This window comes from Hymenobacter aerilatus (assembly GCF_022921095.1).
Lineage (GTDB): Bacteria > Bacteroidota > Bacteroidia > Cytophagales > Hymenobacteraceae > Hymenobacter > Hymenobacter aerilatus.
The window spans coordinates 4,319,938-4,338,634 of record NZ_CP095053.1 but is presented as its reverse complement, the minus strand read 5'-3'; the positions used below and the strand labels follow the sequence as shown (position 1 = coordinate 4,338,634).

Annotated in this window: 11 protein-coding genes; 8 read left to right on the top strand and 3 right to left on the bottom strand. The window is 56.0% G+C overall.

The features are described from left to right. Positions 1–6: 6 nt before the first annotated feature. Both MUN82_RS18170 and MUN82_RS18165 read left to right on the top strand, forming a co-directional pair. On the top strand, positions 7–498 hold the full coding sequence (locus MUN82_RS18170; protein ID WP_245092712.1) for a DUF4385 domain-containing protein: 492 nt from the start codon (positions 7–9) through the stop codon (positions 496–498). A gap of 117 nt (positions 499–615) precedes the next feature. Next, the gene (locus tag MUN82_RS18165; protein ID WP_245092710.1) at positions 616–1,104 is read left to right on the top strand and encodes a hypothetical protein; all 489 of its coding nucleotides are present in this window, start codon (positions 616–618) and stop codon (positions 1,102–1,104) included. A gap of 200 nt (positions 1,105–1,304) precedes the next feature. On the opposite strand, the gene MUN82_RS18160 is transcribed toward MUN82_RS18165, so the two are convergent. Next, positions 1,305–2,705 (bottom strand): inorganic phosphate transporter, encoded by a 1,401-nt coding sequence (locus tag MUN82_RS18160; protein WP_245092709.1) that lies wholly within the window; start codon positions 2,703–2,705, stop codon positions 1,305–1,307. A 412-nt stretch (positions 2,706–3,117) separates the two neighbouring features. Here MUN82_RS18160 and MUN82_RS18155 point away from each other — a divergent pair, with 412 nt between their 5' ends. Then, positions 3,118–4,635: a glycine--tRNA ligase gene (locus tag MUN82_RS18155; RefSeq protein WP_245092706.1), complete on the top strand. Its 1,518-nt coding sequence runs from the start codon at positions 3,118–3,120 to the stop codon at positions 4,633–4,635. A gap of 79 nt (positions 4,636–4,714) precedes the next feature. On the opposite strand, the gene MUN82_RS18150 is transcribed toward MUN82_RS18155, so the two are convergent. Then, positions 4,715–5,116: a hypothetical protein gene (locus MUN82_RS18150; RefSeq protein ID WP_245092705.1), complete on the bottom strand. Its 402-nt coding sequence runs from the start codon at positions 5,114–5,116 to the stop codon at positions 4,715–4,717. A 237-nt stretch (positions 5,117–5,353) separates the two neighbouring features. On the opposite strand from MUN82_RS18150, the gene MUN82_RS18145 reads away from it, so the two are divergent. From MUN82_RS18145 to MUN82_RS18135, 3 genes are all read left to right on the top strand, one after another. Next, a complete protein-coding gene (locus MUN82_RS18145; RefSeq protein WP_245092704.1) occupies positions 5,354–7,777 on the top strand; it encodes an efflux RND transporter permease subunit in 2,424 nt (807 codons plus the stop codon). A gap of 132 nt (positions 7,778–7,909) precedes the next feature. Then, a complete protein-coding gene (gene ileS, locus MUN82_RS18140) occupies positions 7,910–11,347 on the top strand; it encodes an isoleucine--tRNA ligase (protein WP_245092703.1) in 3,438 nt (1,145 codons plus the stop codon). Between the two features lie 203 nt (positions 11,348–11,550). After that, a complete protein-coding gene (locus MUN82_RS18135) occupies positions 11,551–12,192 on the top strand; it encodes a lipoprotein signal peptidase (protein ID WP_245092702.1) in 642 nt (213 codons plus the stop codon). A gap of 116 nt (positions 12,193–12,308) precedes the next feature. Here MUN82_RS18135 and MUN82_RS18130 read toward each other — a convergent pair whose 3' ends face one another. Then, positions 12,309–13,295 (bottom strand): aldo/keto reductase, encoded by a 987-nt coding sequence (locus MUN82_RS18130; protein WP_245092701.1) that lies wholly within the window; start codon positions 13,293–13,295, stop codon positions 12,309–12,311. A gap of 233 nt (positions 13,296–13,528) precedes the next feature. Between MUN82_RS18130 and MUN82_RS18125 the strand changes: the two genes are divergently transcribed. Next, positions 13,529–15,559, top strand: a complete 2,031-nt coding sequence (locus tag MUN82_RS18125) for an ABC transporter ATP-binding protein (protein ID WP_245092700.1) — start codon at positions 13,529–13,531, stop codon at positions 15,557–15,559. 396 nt (positions 15,560–15,955) lie between these two features. Next, on the top strand, positions 15,956–18,577 hold the full coding sequence (rnr, locus tag MUN82_RS18120) for a ribonuclease R (protein ID WP_245092699.1): 2,622 nt from the start codon (positions 15,956–15,958) through the stop codon (positions 18,575–18,577). The last annotated feature ends 120 nt before the right edge of the window (positions 18,578–18,697 follow it).

Here is an 18,697-nt window from a genome sequence, read left to right as displayed (position 1 = left end):
CGTACCATGCCTTTCGATTACACCTTGGATTTCCACCACACCGACTTCCGGCAGCACCCCGAGCTGTACCGTGTGGGCAAAGGCGAGCAGGGCGTACTACTGGTAGAGCCCTATAAGTCGGAGATTCTGCCTCACTGGCGCTTCCGTACGCCCGAGGTGGCCCAGGAGTCGTCGGAGAAGATTTACGCGCTGTTTGAGGCGTATTTGCGCGATGAAGACTTTGTGGGTGCTGATATGGCCCGCAAGTTTTTGCAAATGGGTTACACCCGCGCCCGGCGCTACGCCAACCACCGCGGCGGCAAGAAGTACGATGGCCCCGTGCCAACCGATAAAAAAGGGCAGAGCGGCGCCCACGGACGCGCCGAGCTGCTCCGTGCCCCCGAAGACGCTACCAAAGCCGAGGCCGCCCGCATATTTAAAGAGAAATGGGATGCAGCCCGCGCCTACCCTCCCTACCAAGAGCAGAAAGCCAGCTTCGAGCAGCGCTACGGGAAATGAATGGTGGAGTACCAGTGTGGATAAAAGCCACGTATCAACAACACGCCACTCATCATTCGTAACAGGCAACTCACAACTGAACTACCTTTACGCTCCTTCACCAAACCCCTACCCCCTATGCAAACGACACCCAACACTCCCGACGATACCCTGGAAGAACACGAAATTATTCTGGGCACTGGCATGGGTCCTCTGAAGTTTGGCGCCACCCGCGAAGAGGTGCGCCAGCTGATGGGCGAGCCAGAGGAAATCGAAGAGTCGGACGACGACGACGAGTTCGAACACCAAGCCTGGAACTACCTCGACGAGGGCTACTCCCTATACTTCGACCGTGAGGACGACTACCGTCTGAGCTGCATCGAGACCGACTACCCTGCCATGCGTTTGTTCGGCGAGTCTATCCACGGCAAATCGGTAGAGGAGATTCAGGATCTGATGCGCCGTAACAACGTGGAAGACCCAGAAGTGGAAAAAATGGACACTGGTGAGATGCGTCTTTCCTATGAAGATCAGATGATTGACCTGTATTTCGACGAGGGCGAACTGCAATTTGTCAACTTCGGCGTGTTCATAAACGACGACATGGAGGTACAATGGCCTGCCTAAAGGCAGAGTTATCCACAAAATGTAGCCAAAACAGTGTGGATAAGTGGATAACTCCTTGGTTTTCTATAGAATTCGGCTCGTTTTGCTAATCCAATCCTATTAGCAACGAGTTGTCAATGTAGTTATCAACAACACAAAAGCCGCTCCCACAATGGGAGCGGCTTTTGTGTTGTTGACCCAGAAAGGAACTGACAGTTTAATTAAATCAGCGCCCGGAATAGCAGGAACAGGCCACCAGCCAGGAACATGGTAACCGGCAACGTGAGCACCCAAGCCAAGGCAATGTTGCGCACCATCTGTGGGTTTAGGTTCTTCACGCCGCGGTTGGCCACCATAGAGCCCGCAATGGCCGACGACAGCACGTGCGTGGTAGAGGAAGGTAGGCCAAACCACGTGGAGCCGCCAATCATGGCAGCCGCTACCAGCTCTGAGGAAGCTCCCTGCGCGTACGTCAAGTGTTCTTTGCCAATTCGCTCGCCAATAGTTTTCACGATGCGCTGCCAGCCTACCATTGTACCAATGCCCAGCGACAACGACACCATCAGCAGCACCCACCACGGGGCGTAGTCCGTGAAGCGGCGCATGTCGGTAATGGCGGCTTCATAGGTGTTGCGGTCGTTGGTACTCAGGCTCACTTTGTCGCTGCCCACAATTTTCTTGGCGCGGCTGTAGGTGAGCAGAATGGCTTTGCGAATGCGGAAACGCTCGGCCTGGGGCAGCTGCGATACATCAGTTTTGCCATTGAAAATGCTGTCGAGGGTAGCCGTTTGGGCTCTCACGGCGGCCAGGTTCTGGCGGTTTTCGGCGGTCAGTTCATCGGGATTCACCTTGTTCATCACCAACTCTACCCGCTGCAACGACTCGCGCATATCCAGCGGGTTTAGGGTTTGGTCGATGGCGAAGTAGGTAGGTACGATGCCGATGAGAATTAGCATAATCAGGCCCACGCCCTTCTGACCATCGTTGGAGCCGTGGAAAAAGCTCACCAGCGTACAAGTCGTTACCAGCGTCAGGCGAATCCAGAGGGGTGGGGGCTTGCGCTTGTGTGGCTCTTTGAAGATGGCCTTGCTCTTCACGAAGCGCTTGAGCAGGTACATCAGAAAGATAGTGAGCGTGAAGCCGAACAGCGGCCCTACCAGCAAGGCAATGCCCGACTCGCCTGCCTTGCCCCAGTTTACGCCCGAGCCATTGTCACCCGAAATCAGGCTGAATGCAATGCCTACCCCCAGGATGGACCCAATGAGGGCGTGCGACGAGGAGGAAGGTAGGCCGTAGTACCACGTGCCCACGTTCCAGATAATGGCCGCCAGAATAAGCGCGCCTACCATGGCAATGCCGTGGTACACGTTTTGGTCGACCAGGCTTTCTACGGGCAGCAGGTAGATGATACCCATGGCCACGGCAATGCCACCGGAGAATACGCCAATGAAGTTCCAAAACGCCGACCATACCACGGCCACCCAGGGCCGTAGCGTGTTGGTGTAAATGACGGTAGCCACGGCGTTGGCCGTGTCGTGGAAACCGTTAACAAATTCGAACGCGCAGGCTGCCAGCAAGCAGATCAGCAGTAGCAGCAGCACGTGAGGCTCTAAGCCGAACATAGGAGGGTGGTTGGTGAAAAAACAGATTTCAGCATTCAAAGGTACAGGTACCCCAAAGGGTAGCAAGATTATGAAATTGTTACTGGAATTGACGATCAGGTAACTTTTGGGTAACCTAAGGAGCTAAGGAACTGATGGACCAGACAGTTGGGTAGGGCAAGGCAGAGATAAAGAGATAGGGCGATGGCGCGGGGCTTTGCCCCGTGTCTACTAGTAGCAGGCCGCTGGCCTGCATTGCCAGAACAATGTACTCAAACGTTCCTAGTGGCACAGACGACAGCAGGCCAGAGGCCTGCTACTAGTAAACACGGGGCAAAGCCCCGCGCCATTTGCAGTTGTACGAAACCTGTACTAGCCACAAAATCCGTGAAATCCGTTAAAATCCGCGCTAATCCGTGATACTTTTGCAGCTATGAGCAACGCCCCGCAGAAAGCATCCATCGAGAATACCCAGCTGAAAGATATTGTCAGCCACGCCAAGGAATACGGCTTCGTGTTCCCGTCCAGTGAAATCTACGACGGCCTGGCTGCCGTGTACGACTATGGCCCTAACGGCGTGGAGCTGAAAAACAACCTGAAGCGCCTCTGGTGGCAGGCCATGACGCAGCTGCACCAGAATGTGGTCGGCATCGACGCGGCCATCTTTATGGCGCCGCAAACCTGGGTTGCCTCGGGCCACGTAGCCGGCTTCAACGACCCCTTGGTGGATAACCTTGATAGCAAGAAGCGCTACCGCGCCGACGTGCTGGTGGAGGATAAAGCTGCCGAGTACGAAGCCGCTGGCCAACAAGACCGCGCCGCCGATCTGCTTGCTACCCTCGGCCGCCTGCTCACCGACAACGACCTGGCTGGCGTGAAGGAGCTGATTGTTTCGGAAAAGATTGTGTGCCCTATCTCCGGCACCTGTAACTGGACCGATGTACGCCAGTTCAACCTGATGTACTCCACCCAGGGCTCGGCCGTGGAGGGCGACGCCGCCCAGATCTACCTGCGTCCCGAAACGGCCCAGGGCATCTTTGTGAACTTCCTGAACGTGCAGAAATCGGCGCGGCAGAAGGTGCCGTTTGGCATTGCCCAGATTGGCAAAGCTTTCCGCAACGAGATTGTAGCCCGACAGTTCATCTTCCGGATGCGCGAGTTCGAGCAGATGGAAATGCAATTCTTCGTGCGCCCCGGCACCGAGGAGGAGTGGTACAACAACTGGAAGCAGGCCCGCCGCCGTTTCCACGAAGCCGTGGGCCTGGCCCCTGAAAAGCTGCGCTTCCACGACCACGATAAGTTGGCCCATTACGCCAAGGCCGCTGTGGATATTGAGTACGAATTCCCCTTCGGCTTCAAAGAAATTGAGGGCATCCACTCCCGCTCCGACTTCGACTTGACCCAGCACCAGGAGTTGAGCCGCAAGAAGCAGCAGTACTTCGACAACGATGTGAATCCTGAAACCGGCAAGCCCTACGGCAACTACGTGCCCTACGTGGTAGAAACCTCCGTGGGTGCCGACCGCCTGTTCTTGGCTACCCTCTGCCAAGCCTATCAGGAAGAGACCATCACCGAAGGCGAAGGCGAGAAGGAGCAAACCAAAACCCGCACCTTCCTGAAACTGCACCCAGCGCTAGCGCCCATTAAAGCCGCTATTTTCCCGCTGGTGAAGAAAGACGGCATGCCCGAGAAAGCTGAGGAAATCTTCAACAGCCTGCGCTTCGACTTCCCTGTAATTATGGAAGAGCGCGACGCCATTGGCAAGCGCTACACCCGCCAGGACCTCATCGGCACGCCGTTCTGCATTGTGGTAGATGGCCAAACGCTGGAAGATGAGACCGTAACCGTCCGTCACCGCGACTCGCGTGAGCAAACCCGTATGCCCATCAGCGAGCTGCGCGCTTACATTGGGCAGGCCGTGAGCTTCGCACGGATTTTCGAGAAGCTGTAGAACGGTTGAGTTGAGTGACAACAAAAAACGGCCCCGAGCAATCGGGGCCGTTTTTTGTTGTCACCAGGGGGTAGAAGCATCAATTATCACTCAGCCAGGCGTTGGCTTCGTGGCGGGAGGTGAAGTAGTTGAACTCTACTTGCGCGGGCGTCAGAGTGGTATTGCCCATCAGGTAGCTGCCAATCTGGTGTTGGTACTGGCCCTCTGATAGCACAGCAGCAATGTACACCGGCCAGTCGAGGGTAGGGGGAAACGTGCGGGACAGGGGTGCCAGCAAATGCTCCTCGTCGTCGGTAGGGGGCGCGTTGCGCTTGAGGTCCAGCAGCAGCTTGCCTACCTTTTTGCGCAGCATCTCTTCCAGTGCCAATTGGTAGGCTTCCCCAAACGACATAGACAGTGTAGTGGCACTGTATGTAAGCTGAAGCATATCGGCCTGATGATGGTAGGTAAGTAAGACCTCGGGTGCCTGAAACAGAATCATAGGGGAAGTATGCAATAGTATTGATACCATTGCGAAGTACGTTAAAAGCCTTTTATTAGATTTATAATTGTATTATAACTATATAATCGGCCAACAAAGATGACTATATTTAAAATATAATTTTACGTATCTAGCTGTATTTTTTCAGTAAACACATGTGCATAAGGTTTAGTGCATTTCTTTGTTGCGTAGCCTAGCTGCCCTGCTTTGCGTACCTTTGCTCCATTTTAGCGGCCTATGTGGAGTAAACTCGCCTTATTCATCATCAAGAACCGGCGGCTGCTACTTTTGCTGCTGGCGGTCATTACAGGATTCATGGCCTGGAAAGCCAAAGACGTAGAGATGACCTACGACTTTGCTCAGGTAGTCCGGCCCGATGACCCGGACATGCTATACTTCCAGGAGTTCAAGAAGACGTTTGGGGAGGATGGCAACGTGCTAGTAATAGGCCTGCAGGATAGTAGCGTATACAAGCTGGGCAACTTCAATGAGTTGCGTATCCTGACTGATACGTTGAGTAAGGTAGAGGGCGTAAATGGGGTGCTTAGCATCACTAAGCTTATCAAGCTCGATAAGGATACGGCAAACCGGCAGTTTCAGGCAGCGCCCATTTTTCGCACGTTTCCGCAAACGCAGGGGCAGCTAGACTCGCTCATGCAGATTGTAAATCGGCAAGAGTTCTACAAAGGGCAGTTGATTTCGCCGCGCACGGGGGCTACCCTGTTGGCCCTGACGATGGACCCGAAGTACCTGAATTCCAGCCGGCGACAAGGGGTGATGAACGAGATTCTGGGCCACGCCGAGCGGTTTAGCCAGAAAACGAGCATCCGGCTGCATTACGCCGGTATTCCCTACGTGCGCGCTACCATGACCACCAAGGTAGCCGGTGAGATGAAGTTTTTTGTGCTGCTGACGGTCATCATGATGGGCGCTACCCTGCTCATGTTCTTCCGCTCGTGGGCCGCCGTGCTAATTCCGCTGCTAATCGTGCTCATTGTGGTGGTCTGGTGCCTGGGCTCGATGGTGTTGCTGGGCTTCAAGATCAGTCTGCTGACGGGACTAATTCCGAGTATTCTGATCGTAATCGGCATTCCCAACTGTACCTACTTACTCTCGCGCTATCACTACGATTACCGCAAATCGGGTAACCAGGTACTGGCCATGACGCGGGTAGTGCGCAAAATTGGCCTCGTGACGCTGATGAACAACACGAACACAGCAGTAGGCTTTTTCGTGTTTTGCTTCACCAACATTGCCATTCTGTACGAGTTCGGACTAGTAGCGACGATTAACATCTTCGCGGCCTTTGTCATCTCGTTCATTATGATTCCGGCCATTTTCACCTACCTGCCACCGCCTACCCCCAAGCAACTCGAACACCTAGACGCCAAGCCTCTAACCAAGCTGCTGGAGTTCTTCGAGCACTTGGTACTAGAGCGCCGGGGCACGGTGTATGTGCTGGGTGCTGTGCTGGTGGCCCTGTCGTTGCTTAGTATCACGCGCATCAAGGCCGTGTCGTATATGGTTGATGACTTGCCCAAGGATTCGTCTGTCAACTCCGACTTGGCTTTCTTTGAGCAGCATTTCAACGGCATTATGCCACTAGAAATTGAGGTGGATACGGGGAAGAAACGTGGTATCCTAAACCTGAAAAACCTGGAGCGCATGGATCGGTTGGAGAACTACCTCCGCACCCAGCCCGAGGTAACGGCCCCCGTCAGCATCGTAACCTTCCTGAAAGCCGCTACCCAAACCTTTTACAACGGCGACCCAAGCTACTACCGTCTGCCCGACAACTCAGAGAAAAATTTTATTCTGAGTTACCTGGCTCGCTCGCAGGGCAACGGCGGCCCCATGAACAGCAAACTGCTGCATTCCTTCGTGGATTCTACGAGCCGCAAGGCGCGCATTTCCCTCAAGATTGCCGACATCGGCTCGCGCAATCTCGACACGCTGCTCGACAATAAAATTCGCCCGCAGATCAAGGAAATCTTCAATGGCACGGGTATGGACGTGAACCTGACGGGCACGACCATCATTTTTACCAAGGGAAATGAATACTTGATTAGCACGCTCAAAGAAAGCCTGCTGTGGGCCTTTGGCTTGGTAGGTATGGTCGTGCTAATCCTGTTTCGCTCGGTGCGGGCAGTGTTCTTTACGCTACTCCCTAACCTAGTCACGCTTATTCTGACGGGTGGGCTAATGGGCTTATTCAACATCCCCCTAAAGCCCAGTACAGCGCTTATTTTCAGTATTGCACTGGGTATCGACGGCGACAATTCGATTCACCTACTAGCCAAGTTCCGGCAGGAGCTGGCGGCCAATGGCCGCCATGTGCGGGCTGCCATTAGCACTACCCTGCGCGAGGCCGGCACGAGCATGATTTACACCAGCATCACGCTGTTTCTGGGTTTCGCGGTGTTTGCATTCAGCGAGTTCGGTGGAACCAAGGCCTTGGGTATGCTGATGTCGGCTAGCTTGCTGATTACCAACTTCTCAAACCTGATTTTGATGCCTGCCCTGCTGGTTACTTTTGAGCACGGGGTAGACGAGGAAATTGACCGCTCCAGCCTGCGCCATTACGACGACCAGTACCACGAGGAAGACGACGACGTGGAACTGAACCTGGATAAAATGCAGGTGAAACGGTTGAACAGTTAACCCCTTAAAAGTAGTTGTTATCGGGAGCTTGCCAAGGACCTTTACCACATAGCAGATAGGTGCTATCTGTTAAGAAAAGGCTTTTGGCAAGCTCCAAACGACAGTTTTGCATACGCTCCCCACAACGCATATATGAACTACCCCGAATTTAAGCAGCCGCTCAACTACGGCCAGGTCGGACAGGATATCCTGGCTTGGTGGAAGGCGAACGGCATCTTCGAAAAGAGCGTGAGCAGCCGCGAAGGGCAGCCCACCTACGTGTTCTACGAAGGTCCGCCTTCGGCTAACGGTGCCCCCGGCATTCACCACGTGATGGCGCGCACCGTGAAGGACATTTTCTGCCGCTACCACACCATGCTGGGCAAGCAAGTGCCGCGCAAAGGCGGCTGGGACACCCACGGCCTACCCATTGAGCTACAGGTGGAAAAGGAGCTAGGCATCACGAAGGAGGATATCGGGAAGAAGATCAGCATTGAGGACTACAACCAGCGCTGCCGCGAAACCGTGATGCGCTTCAAGGCGCAATGGGACGACCTGACGGAGAAGATGGGCTACTGGGTCGACCTGAACGACCCTTACATCACCTTCGAGCCGGAGTACATCGAAAGCTGCTGGGCGCTGCTCAAAAAGCTCTACGACAAGGGCTTGCTCTACAAAGGCTACACTATTCAGCCCTACTCGCCGGCGGCGGGTACTGGCCTGTCGTCGCACGAGCTGAACCAGCCCGGCACCTACCGCGACGTAAAGGACACGACCATTGTGGCTGAGTTCGAAGTAAAGCGCGATGAGCAATCGGAAAAGCTGTTTGCGCTAGCCAATAACCTACCGGTGTTCATCATGGCCTGGACGACCACGCCGTGGACACTGCCGGCCAATACGGGTTTGGCGGTGGGTAAGAACATCCGATATGCGGTGGTGCGTACCTTCAATCCATATACCTATGAGCCGCAGGTAGTTGTGCTGGCTAAAGTGTTGGTAAACCGCTACTTCACGGAAAAAGGCGCGCAGGCGTCGCTGGAAGACTACAAAGCCGGTGACAAGGTGCTGCCGTGGCAGCAAGTAGGCGAGTTTAGCGGCGCTGAGCTGGTAGGCATCCACTATGAGCGACTGTTCGGCCATGAAGCCGGTTTCCCGGCTTTCGAAAGCGAGGAAAAAGCCTTCCGCGTTATCCCCGGCGACTTCGTGACGACCGAAGACGGTACCGGTATCGTGCACATCTCGCCTACCTTCGGCGCCGATGACTTTAAGGTAGCCCAGCAGAACGACGTGCCCGCCCTACTGGTGGCCGACGACCAGGGCAAGCTTGGCCCCATCGTGGACCGTACCGGCCGCTACGTGCAGCAAATGGGCGAGTTTGGCGGCCGTTGGGTGAAGAACTATGATGGCCACGACGAATCGGCCGCCGACTACCGCACGCTGGACGTAGACATCAGCGTACGGCTGAAGGAGCGCGGCCGGGCGTTCAAAGTAGAGAAATACGAGCACACCTACCCGCACTGTTGGCGCACTGACAAGCCGGTGCTCTACTACCCCCTAGATTCGTGGTTCATCAAGACCACGGCCGTGAAAGACCGCCTCATCGAGCTGAACAAAACCATCAACTGGAAGCCTGAGAGCACCGGCACTGGTCGCTTCGGCAACTGGCTGGAAAACCTGGTGGACTGGAACCTAAGCCGCTCGCGCTACTGGGGCACGCCCCTACCCATCTGGCGCACCCAGGACGGCACGGAGGAACTGTGCATCGGTAGCATTGCCGAGCTAAGCGCCGAGATTGATAAGGCGGTGGCAGCTGGCATCATGACGAAGAATCCGTTGCAAGAAGGCCTACCCACTACGTCGCCCAACGAACAAGCGGATAGCCAACAGCCAAGAGCTAACGGCCAAAAAATCGACCTACACCGGCCCTACGTGGACGACATCTTCTTGGTGTCGCCCAACGGTCAGCCGATGTACCGCGAAGCCGACCTTATCGACGTATGGTTCGACTCGGGCGCCATGCCCTACGCGCAGTGGCACTACCCCTTCGAGAATCAGGAGAAATTTCAGAAGAATTTCCCCGCCGATTTCATTGCCGAAGGCGTGGACCAAACCCGCGGCTGGTTCTTCACCCTGCACGCGCTGGCCGTGATGCTGGAAGACTCCGTGGCCTATAAGAACGTGATGGCCAACGGCTTAGTGCTGGACAAGAACGGCAACAAGATGAGCAAGCGCCTCGGCAACGCCATTGACCCGTTTGCGACCATCAACCAGTTTGGCCCGGATGCCACGCGCTGGTATATGATTGTGAACGCGCCACCATGGGACAACCTCAAGTTTGACCCAGCCGGTGTAACGGAGGTGCAGCGCCGCTTCTTCGGCACCCTGTTCAACACCTACTCGTTCTTCTCGCTCTACGCCAACCTCGACCAGTATACCTACTCTGTTGAGCAGGCCGTGCCCGCCGCCGAGCGTACCGAATTGGACCGCTGGGTGCTGAGCAAGTTGCAGTCGCTCATCCAGGAGGTAGGCGGCCACTACGACAGCTACGACCCCACGAAAGCCGCCCGCGCCGTGCAGGATTTCGTGACTGATCAGCTTTCGAACTGGTACGTGCGCCTGTCACGTCGCCGCTTCTGGAAAGGTGAGCTGACCGCCGACAAGCGTGCCGCCTTTGATACGCTCTACGAGTGCCTCTATGCTGTGGGGCAGCTAATGGCCCCCATCGCGCCGTTCTTCGCCGAGTGGCTGTACCAGAACTTAACCAGCGCTCAGGTAGGGGAGAAGCCCGAATCGGTGCACCTGACGCTGCTGCAAGCCGCCCAAACGGAGCTGATAGACACGGCTTTGGAAGAGCGCATGGAACTGGCGCAGCGCATTTCGTCGCTTACGCACTCCATGCGAAAAAAGTCGGTGTTGAAGGTACGCCAGCCGTTGCAGCGTATCTTGGTGCCGGTACTCAACGAGACAACACGCGAGCAGGTAGGGAAGGTAGAAGACCTGATTTGCGCTGAGGTGAACGTAAAGCACGTGGAGTTTCTGGACGACACGAGCGGTGTACTGGTGAAGTCGGTGAAACCGAATTTCAAACGCCTCGGCCAGCAATATGGCCCAAAGCTGAAGGTAGTAGGTGCCCGCATTCAGCAGATGACAGCCGAGGAAATCAGCCAGTTGGAAAAAACCGGCTCCCTACCCGTAGAAATCGACGGCGAAGCCTATACCCTGACGCCAGACGACGTAGAAATCCGCACTCAGGACCTGCCCGGCTGGCTAGTAGCCACCGACGGCCCGCTGACTGTAGCCCTCGACGTGACCCTGACCGACGAGCTTCGCCAGGAAGGCGTGGCCCGCGAGTTGGTGAACCGCCTCCAGAACCTGCGCAAAGACTCGGGTCTGGAGGTGCAGGACAAAATCCGCGTGACGCTTGGCGCCGATCAGCTCGAGCTAAAAGCCGCCGTGCAGTCGTTCGGCGACTACATCCGCACCGAAGTGCAGGCCGTGGCCCTGGACTTTGCTTCGGACGTAAATGGCGGCTCGGTGCTGGAATTCGACGACTACTCAGTGCCGGTACGGCTGGAAGTTGCAAACGGCTAATGCTGAAGTGCCTACCGGCTCCTGAAAAAGTCGGTAGGCACAACGGCGTCCAAAGGGCGGGGTAGGGCGTATGTAATCGCCTAAATCCTCCCAGATCTGGTTCAAAAGGGCACAAACGGCCCGAAATTTATATACTGTTACCCGGAAGCTGCAGTAGGACGGCCGTGCGGCAAAGTCAAAAAATCAGCGTCTCTTTGTACTCTATGAAGTATTGGAAATACTACTTGGTGGCCCTGCTGGTCATCCTCGTCGATCAGCTCTCGAAGTGGGCCGTGCACACGTACATGCAGCCCGGTATGCCCGGCGAAATCCCGCTCATTGGCGATTGGCTAAAGCTGCATTACACACTGAATCCAGGTATGGCGTTCGGAGTAGAGTTGCCGCCGCCCTACGGTAAGGTGCTGCTTACCAGCTTCCGCATTGTAGCCGTATGCTTCATTATCTATCTGATTAGGAAGTACTGGCGCCTGGGTGCGGCGTCGGGCCTGTTGGCCTGCGGCGGCCTGATTTTGGGTGGGGCCATCGGCAACCTAATAGACTCGATTTTCTACGGCGTGGTGTACGACAATGCGCCCTTCAATGCGCCTACCCCCTGGCTGCACGGCCAGGTAATCGACATGATTTACGTAGATATCTACGAGGGCTTCCTACCCGAATCGTGGCCTCTAATAGGTGGTATGCATCTCTCGCTGTGGCCTATCTTCAACATTGCCGACTCTGCCATCTTCGTAGGCGTAGTATTGATCCTGATTTTCCAGGGCCGCTTCTTCGCTGAGCACACGTACGAGGCGCATCCGGTGCAACCCATCCACCGCGACCCAGCTGAGGCTTCAGAGGTGGTTTAAAAACGCAAATTTCGCTCTATACAACAAGGCCCGCGGTATTGCTACCGCGGGCCTTGTTGCTTTACAAGGTCGCCTGCTGGTTGGGCACCGGAGATGTCTAACCAGCAGGCGACCTTTTACCATATCTGATGTACCTGCGGCCGGATTTTCTGGTCGTATACGGCACGCACGGCCTGCATTTGCTCCTCCGTGAGGGCCGGCAGCTCGGCGGCTTGCAGGTTAGAGGCGAGCTGTTCGGGCTTGGAGGCGCCGGGAATTACACAGCTCACTTCATCAAACATCAGTACCCAGCGGAGCGCAATAGGGGCAAGGTTGGGTTGATCGGGAAATAGCTGTTTCAACTCTTCCACAGCGGCCAAGCCGGTTTCGTAGTCCACGCCGGAAAAGGTTTCGCCTTTGTCGAAGGCCTCGCCGTGGCGGTTGAACTGGCGGTGGTCGTCGGGAGCGAAGGTGGTTTGGGGTGTGAATTTGCCCGTGAGCAGTCCGCTGGCCAGCGGTACGCGCACAATCAAGCCTACATCATTGCGCTTGGCTTCGGCAAACAATAGCTCAGTGGGCCGCTGCCGGAACATGTTGAAGATGAGTTGAATAGTGGTTACGTTCGGGAAGTTTAGCGCTTTCAGGCCTTCTTCTACGCGCTCCACGCTTACGCCCATATTCAAAATTTTCCCTTCTTCTTTCAACCGATCAAACAGCTCGAAAATTTCGGGACGATAGTATACATCAGTGGGTGGGCAGTGGAGCTGGATAAGGTCCAGTGCTTCCAGCTGCATGTTGCGCAGGCTGTTTTCCACAAACTGTCGCAGGGCTTTGGTCTGATACGCCTCGTTGGTGTGCGGCTGCAATTGCCGGCCACACTTGGTAGCCACATAAATGCGCTCCGAACGATTACGCACGAGACGACCCACGGCTTTCTCGCTCTCGCCGTCGCCGTATACATCGGCGGTATCGATGAAATTGATGCCGCCATCTACAGCGGCGTTCAGGATGGCATCGGCGTTTTCGTGGCTGAACGGCTCGCCCCAGCGGCCGCCTACCTGCCAGGTGCCCAAGCTGATTTCGGAGATGGAAAAGCCAGTTTTGCCAAGGGTGCGATGTTGCATAGGGTAGGGAGTAGGTGATTGAGTGTTGATTTCAGTCAGAAAGGAGTGGTCATGTTAAGCTTATCGGAGCATCTCGCGTACTGACGTTGGCATCACTAACTCAACAATGCAAGCGGGATGCTTCGACTTTGCTCAGCATGACGTACTACTCTCATACGCAACGAGCGTACTTCCTGCTACGGCGCGGCTCTTTATCTTTACTTGCTTCCTTCTATTCCATTTCCCATTGCTCCGTGCCTCAGCCACTGCTTTCCGTCCGCGACCTGACTATCGACTTTTCCTCGCATCGTGGCGATACGCGGGCCGTAGCCAACGTTTCGTTTGACTTACACCGGGGCGAGACGCTGGCCATTGTAGGCGAGTCGGGCTCGGGGAAATCGGTTACGTCGCTGGCACTGATGGGGCTGATTCCGCTGCCGCCCGGCAAAATCAGCAGCGGCGCGGCACTATTTCAGTCGCCGGCGTTGGGCGAGGTAGACTTGCTCCGGCTCACCGACAAACAGCTGCAGCAAGTCCGCGGCAACGACATCAGCATGATTTTTCAGGAGCCGATGACGTCTCTGAACCCAGTGTATACCTGCGGCAGCCAGGTGGTAGAGGCGCTACGCCTACATACTACCCTCAATGAGAAGGAAGCCGCGGTCCGTACTGTGGAGCTATTTACGATGGCCCAACTGCCGCGCCCGGAGAAAATATTCAGCAGCTACCCTCACGAAATCAGCGGCGGTCAGAAGCAGCGCGTGATGATTGCCATGGCTATGGCCTGCAACCCCGCCATTCTGATTGCCGACGAGCCTACCACTGCCCTCGACGTGACCGTGCAGGCACGCATGCTCCAGCTCATCGACGACCTGCGCCGGGAGCACCAGACGGCCGTCCTGTTCATCACCCACGATTTGGGCGTGGTAGCTGAAATTGCTGACCGCATTATGGTGATGTACCGGGGTAAGGTGGTAGAGCAGGGTAGGGTGCTCGACATCTTCACCAATCCCCAGCACCCCTACACCCGCGGCTTGCTGGCATGCCGCCCAAAACTTTCCATTGGCCACAAAAAACTTCCGGTAGTGGCCGATTTTATGCAGGAAATGCCCGATGGAAGCATACTTCCTACTTCAAATGCCCCTACGCAACTGCTTGCTAACGAAAGCGGTGTATTTCCTCAAAGTGGAAATGAATTTACCAAAACGTTCCCCGTGGAACATAGTAGCGTTCCACGTTCCAGAGACGATATAGGAAATCTGGAAATAGCCCCATTGGAATCGGGGCAATTGCTGCCGGAAGCGGCCGCCAGTGTGATAGAGCAAGACGTTGATGCCACTGAAAATGGAGCTTCTACAAAAAATCCGTCTGTCGAAGCTGCGTCGTTTCCAGCGCTACAAAAATCGAATCTTGGTCCTTCTTCAGTCCAAGACCTTGAGACCTCGAAACCTAAAGCTCCCCTTCTCCAGGTCGAAAATTTAAAAGTGTACTTTCCTGTTCGGAAAGGCTTTTTCCGGCGCACCACAGAGTTCGTGCGGGCCGTGGATAATGTCAGCTTTACGATATACCCCGGCGAGACGGTAGGGCTGGTAGGGGAGTCGGGCTGCGGCAAGACTACCCTAGGCCGTACGCTGCTACGTCTAGTGGAACCAACCAGCGGTAGTATTCTGTTCGATGGCATAGATCTGGCGACGCTCCCAGCCGGGGAGCTGCGCCGCCGCCGCCGCGAGTTTCAGATGGTATTTCAGGATCCATACGCCGCGCTCAATCCGACCATGACGGTTGGCGAGGCCATTCTGGAACCCATGCGAGTGCACGGGGTAGGCGGCACCAAAGCCGAGCAAAAGGCGCGCGTGCTGGAGTTGTTGCGTACGGTAGGACTGCGCGAAGAACACTTTCTGCGTTACCCCCATGAGTTCAGCGGCGGCCAGCGTCAGCGCATTTGTATAGCGCGGGCTCTAGCCTTGCAGCCCAAGTGCATCATTTGCGACGAGTCGGTTTCGGCCCTCGATGTGTCGGTGCAGGCGCAGGTGCTCAACTTGCTCAATGATCTTAAGCGCGAGTTTGGCATCACCTACCTGTTCATCACTCACGACCTGTCGGTGGCCCGCTTCATGAGTGACCGGCTGCTGGTGATGAGCAAGGGTAAGATTGTAGAGAGTGGCCCTGCGGCCGAAGTCTACGCTGACCCGCAAAACGAGTATACCCGCACGCTGTTGGCCGCTATTCCCAAAGACGAACCCGATGACATCCGGGCCGCTGTAGCCCGTCGCGAGAAAGTCTGAACCACAGATTCGCCCGGATTTATTGGATGATACGGATTTTGTAGATGCCTTCAACTGTCATTCTAAGCACAGCGAGGAGTCTCGCGTGCTGACGTCCGTCATGCTTCGGCAAGCGGACGTCAGATTGAGTGTAACCGCCTACCCTAACGTATAGCTGGTTTACTAAATCCGCGCAATCCAATAAATCCGGACGAATCCGTGGTTCAGACAACCCCACATAGTTGTTTGCCGATATATTCCGTATTATTCCTACCCCGGCTGTTTTACTGTTTTAAGGCCGCTGCTAGTAGCGCCATCTAACTTACCATTTACTCCGACTGCGGCGCCGTTGCGCCCGGTCCCATTTTACACCCGCCGCCTGCGAAAAAGACAACCACTGGCGGCTCCTATTTTCTAATGAAAAGAAAAGACGATTCCGCCGCTCCCCGCGCCTCCCGCGCGAAGGCTGCCAGCACTCCGCAACAAGCGAGTGCCCCCACCGCTTCGGTTACCATCAATCAGGTAGCCCGCGAATTTTTCACTTCCAACGAAACCTTAATTCCCTACCGCCAGCTGGCACGCCGTCTCGGTGTGACTACGAAGGAGCAGCGCGAGGTGCTATTTGGTCACCTGCGTACCCTGCGCGAAACCGGGCAGCTGGAGTTGGTCGGCAACGACGAGTACCGCCTGGCCGGTACCGATTCGACCGCCCCGGCACCCGCTGCTGCGCCCGAAGTAGCAGCCACTGAGCTCACCCCAGACGCTGCCAAGGGTAGCAAAAAATCGAAGTACGCTACTGCCAAGCAGCGCCAGAACGAGGAGCCTACCCCCGAGCAATCGACAAGCCAGGAGGAAGACGAAGCGGTTTCTAAAGGCCGCCCGGTAGAAGCCGAGTTCGGCAAAGACCCCGTGGTTCACCGCCGCCGCGAGGCCGGCTTCGACCATGCCGGCGATGTGCGCCACCAGAAGAAGCGTCGCCCCGAGCGTGCCGCCGAAACCGAGCGTCCCGGCGAGTACATCACCGGCCGTGTAGATCTGGCTACCCAAAAATTTGCCTTCGTAGTGAGTGATGAATCGGAGGAAGACGTGCGCGTGTTCACCGACCGCCTCATGTTCGCGATGGACGGCGACACGGTGCGCGTGCGTCTGCGCGGCCAGCGTGATGGTCGCCCAGTAGGCGACGTGGTAGAAGTGTTGAATCGCGAGAAAGACACCGTGGTAGGTCGCCTGATGACGCAGAATGCGGGCTTCGGCTTTGTGAAGCCCGACTACCGTAAGCTCTACTTCGATGTGTTTGTGCCGACTGATGGTTTGCACGAAGCCCGCGACGGCGAGAAGGTATTGGTGAAGATTACGGAATGGCCCGAGGACCCCGGCCGCCAGCCGGTAGGCGAGGTGGTGCGCAGCTTCGGCCAAGCCGGTGAGAACGAAGCCGAAATCAACGCCATCATGGCGGAGTTTGGGTTGCCGTTTGAATTCCCGGCCGAAGTAGAAGCCGAATCGGAAGCTATTCCGGATGTGATTTCGGCCAAGGAAATCGAGCGTCGCCGCGACTTCCGCGACGTGACTACCTTCACTATCGACCCCGCCGACGCTAAGGACTTCGACGACGCCCTATCCCTGCGCCAGTTGGAAAATGGGCATTGGGAGATAGGTGTGCACATAGCCGACGTGACCCACTACGTGCGCCCCGATACGGCGCTAGAGAAGGAGGCCGAGTTCCGGGCTACCTCCGTGTACCTGGTCGACCGCGTGATTCCGATGCTACCCGAGCGCCTCTCGAATGGCCTCTGCTCGCTGCGCCCCAACGAGGACAAGCTGACCTTCTCAGCTGTATTTGAGCTAGACGAAAAGGGTAAGCTGTATGATGCCTGGTATGGCAAAACCATCATTCATTCCGACCGTCGCTTCTCTTACGAAGAGGCTCAGGAGCGCATCGAAAGCAAAGAAGGCGACTTTGCTACGGAGGTGAATCTGCTGAACAGCATTGCCAAAAAGCTCAACGAGCAGCGTTTCAAGAAAGGCGCTATCAGCTTCGAAACGCAGGAGGTGAAGTTCCGGCTGGATGAGAACGGTAAGCCAGTGGGCGTGTATGTGAAGGAGCGCAAGGATGCCCACAAGATGATTGAGGAGTTCATGTTGCTGGCTAACCGTAAGGTGGCGGAGTTCGTGTTCAAGATCAAAGCCCGCAAGCCGCGCATGACGATGGTGTACCGTATTCACGAAGCACCCGACCCCGACCGTCTGCAAAACTTCGCCTTATTCGCCCAGAAGTTTGGCCACACGCTAGACCTCACTAACCCCAAAAAGCTCAGTGCCGAACTGAATGATTTGTCGGAGGAGGTAATTGGTAAGCCCGAGCAGAACGTCATCCAGACGCTGGCCATCCGTACCATGTCGAAGGCTATTTACAGCACCGAGCCCATCGGGCACTTCGGTCTGGCATTCGAGCACTACACGCACTTCACCTCACCCATCCGCCGCTATCCCGACATGATGGTGCACCGCCTGTTGGAGCACTATCTCGAAGGCGGTAAGAACGTGCCCGTGGAGCCGGTAGAAGAGGAGTGTAAGCATTCCTCGGAACGCGAGAAACGCGCCGCCACTGCCGAGCGTGCCAGCATCAAGTACAAGCAGGTAGAGTATATGGCCGATGAAATCGGGGCCGAATTTACCGGTGTAGTATCGGGCCTCACGGAGTGGGGCGTGTACGTGGAAATCGAGGAGAACAAGTGCGAGGGCATGGTTCGCATCAGCGACATTCCCGGTGACTACTTCGAACTGGATAAGGACAACTATCGCCTGGTAGGAAAGAAAACCAAGCGCGTCATCCAGTTCGGCGACCCGCTGCAGGTGGTAGTGAAATCTGCCAACCTACTCGACCGCACCATCGACTTCGACCTAGTAGACCGCCGGCCTGATGCCGTGAAGCGCCGCGAGAAAGATGAGAAGCGTGGCAACCGCGGGGGCAGCCGCCACGGTGGTGGCAAAGAAAGCTCCAGCAAGCCGGGCAAGGGTGGTGGCAAGCGCCGCCGGTAGGAACGCCGAAGTTTAAAGAACGTCATGCCAAACGGAGTCTGAGCATTTCTACTGTAGATAATACATCTACTCCCAGTAGAGATGCTCAGACTCCGCTCGGCATGACGTTCTTTCGTTCTA

What these genes read in the sequence shown, in the direction of transcription:
- MUN82_RS18170 (WP_245092712.1), top strand. Translation starts at nt 7, where the DNA reads ATGCCTTTCGATTACACCTTGGATTTCCACCACACCGACTTCCGGCAG.
- MUN82_RS18165 (WP_245092710.1), top strand. Translation starts at nt 616, where the DNA reads ATGCAAACGACACCCAACACTCCCGACGATACCCTGGAAGAACACGAA.
- MUN82_RS18160 (WP_245092709.1), bottom strand. Translation starts at nt 2,705, where the DNA reads ATGTTCGGCTTAGAGCCTCACGTGCTGCTGCTACTGCTGATCTGCTTG.
- MUN82_RS18155 (WP_245092706.1), top strand. Translation starts at nt 3,118, where the DNA reads ATGAGCAACGCCCCGCAGAAAGCATCCATCGAGAATACCCAGCTGAAA.
- MUN82_RS18150 (WP_245092705.1), bottom strand. Translation starts at nt 5,116, where the DNA reads ATGATTCTGTTTCAGGCACCCGAGGTCTTACTTACCTACCATCATCAG.
- MUN82_RS18145 (WP_245092704.1), top strand. Translation starts at nt 5,354, where the DNA reads ATGTGGAGTAAACTCGCCTTATTCATCATCAAGAACCGGCGGCTGCTA.
- ileS (WP_245092703.1), top strand. Translation starts at nt 7,910, where the DNA reads ATGAACTACCCCGAATTTAAGCAGCCGCTCAACTACGGCCAGGTCGGA.
- MUN82_RS18135 (WP_245092702.1), top strand. Translation starts at nt 11,551, where the DNA reads ATGAAGTATTGGAAATACTACTTGGTGGCCCTGCTGGTCATCCTCGTC.
- MUN82_RS18130 (WP_245092701.1), bottom strand. Translation starts at nt 13,295, where the DNA reads ATGCAACATCGCACCCTTGGCAAAACTGGCTTTTCCATCTCCGAAATC.
- rnr (WP_245092699.1), top strand. Translation starts at nt 15,956, where the DNA reads ATGAAAAGAAAAGACGATTCCGCCGCTCCCCGCGCCTCCCGCGCGAAG.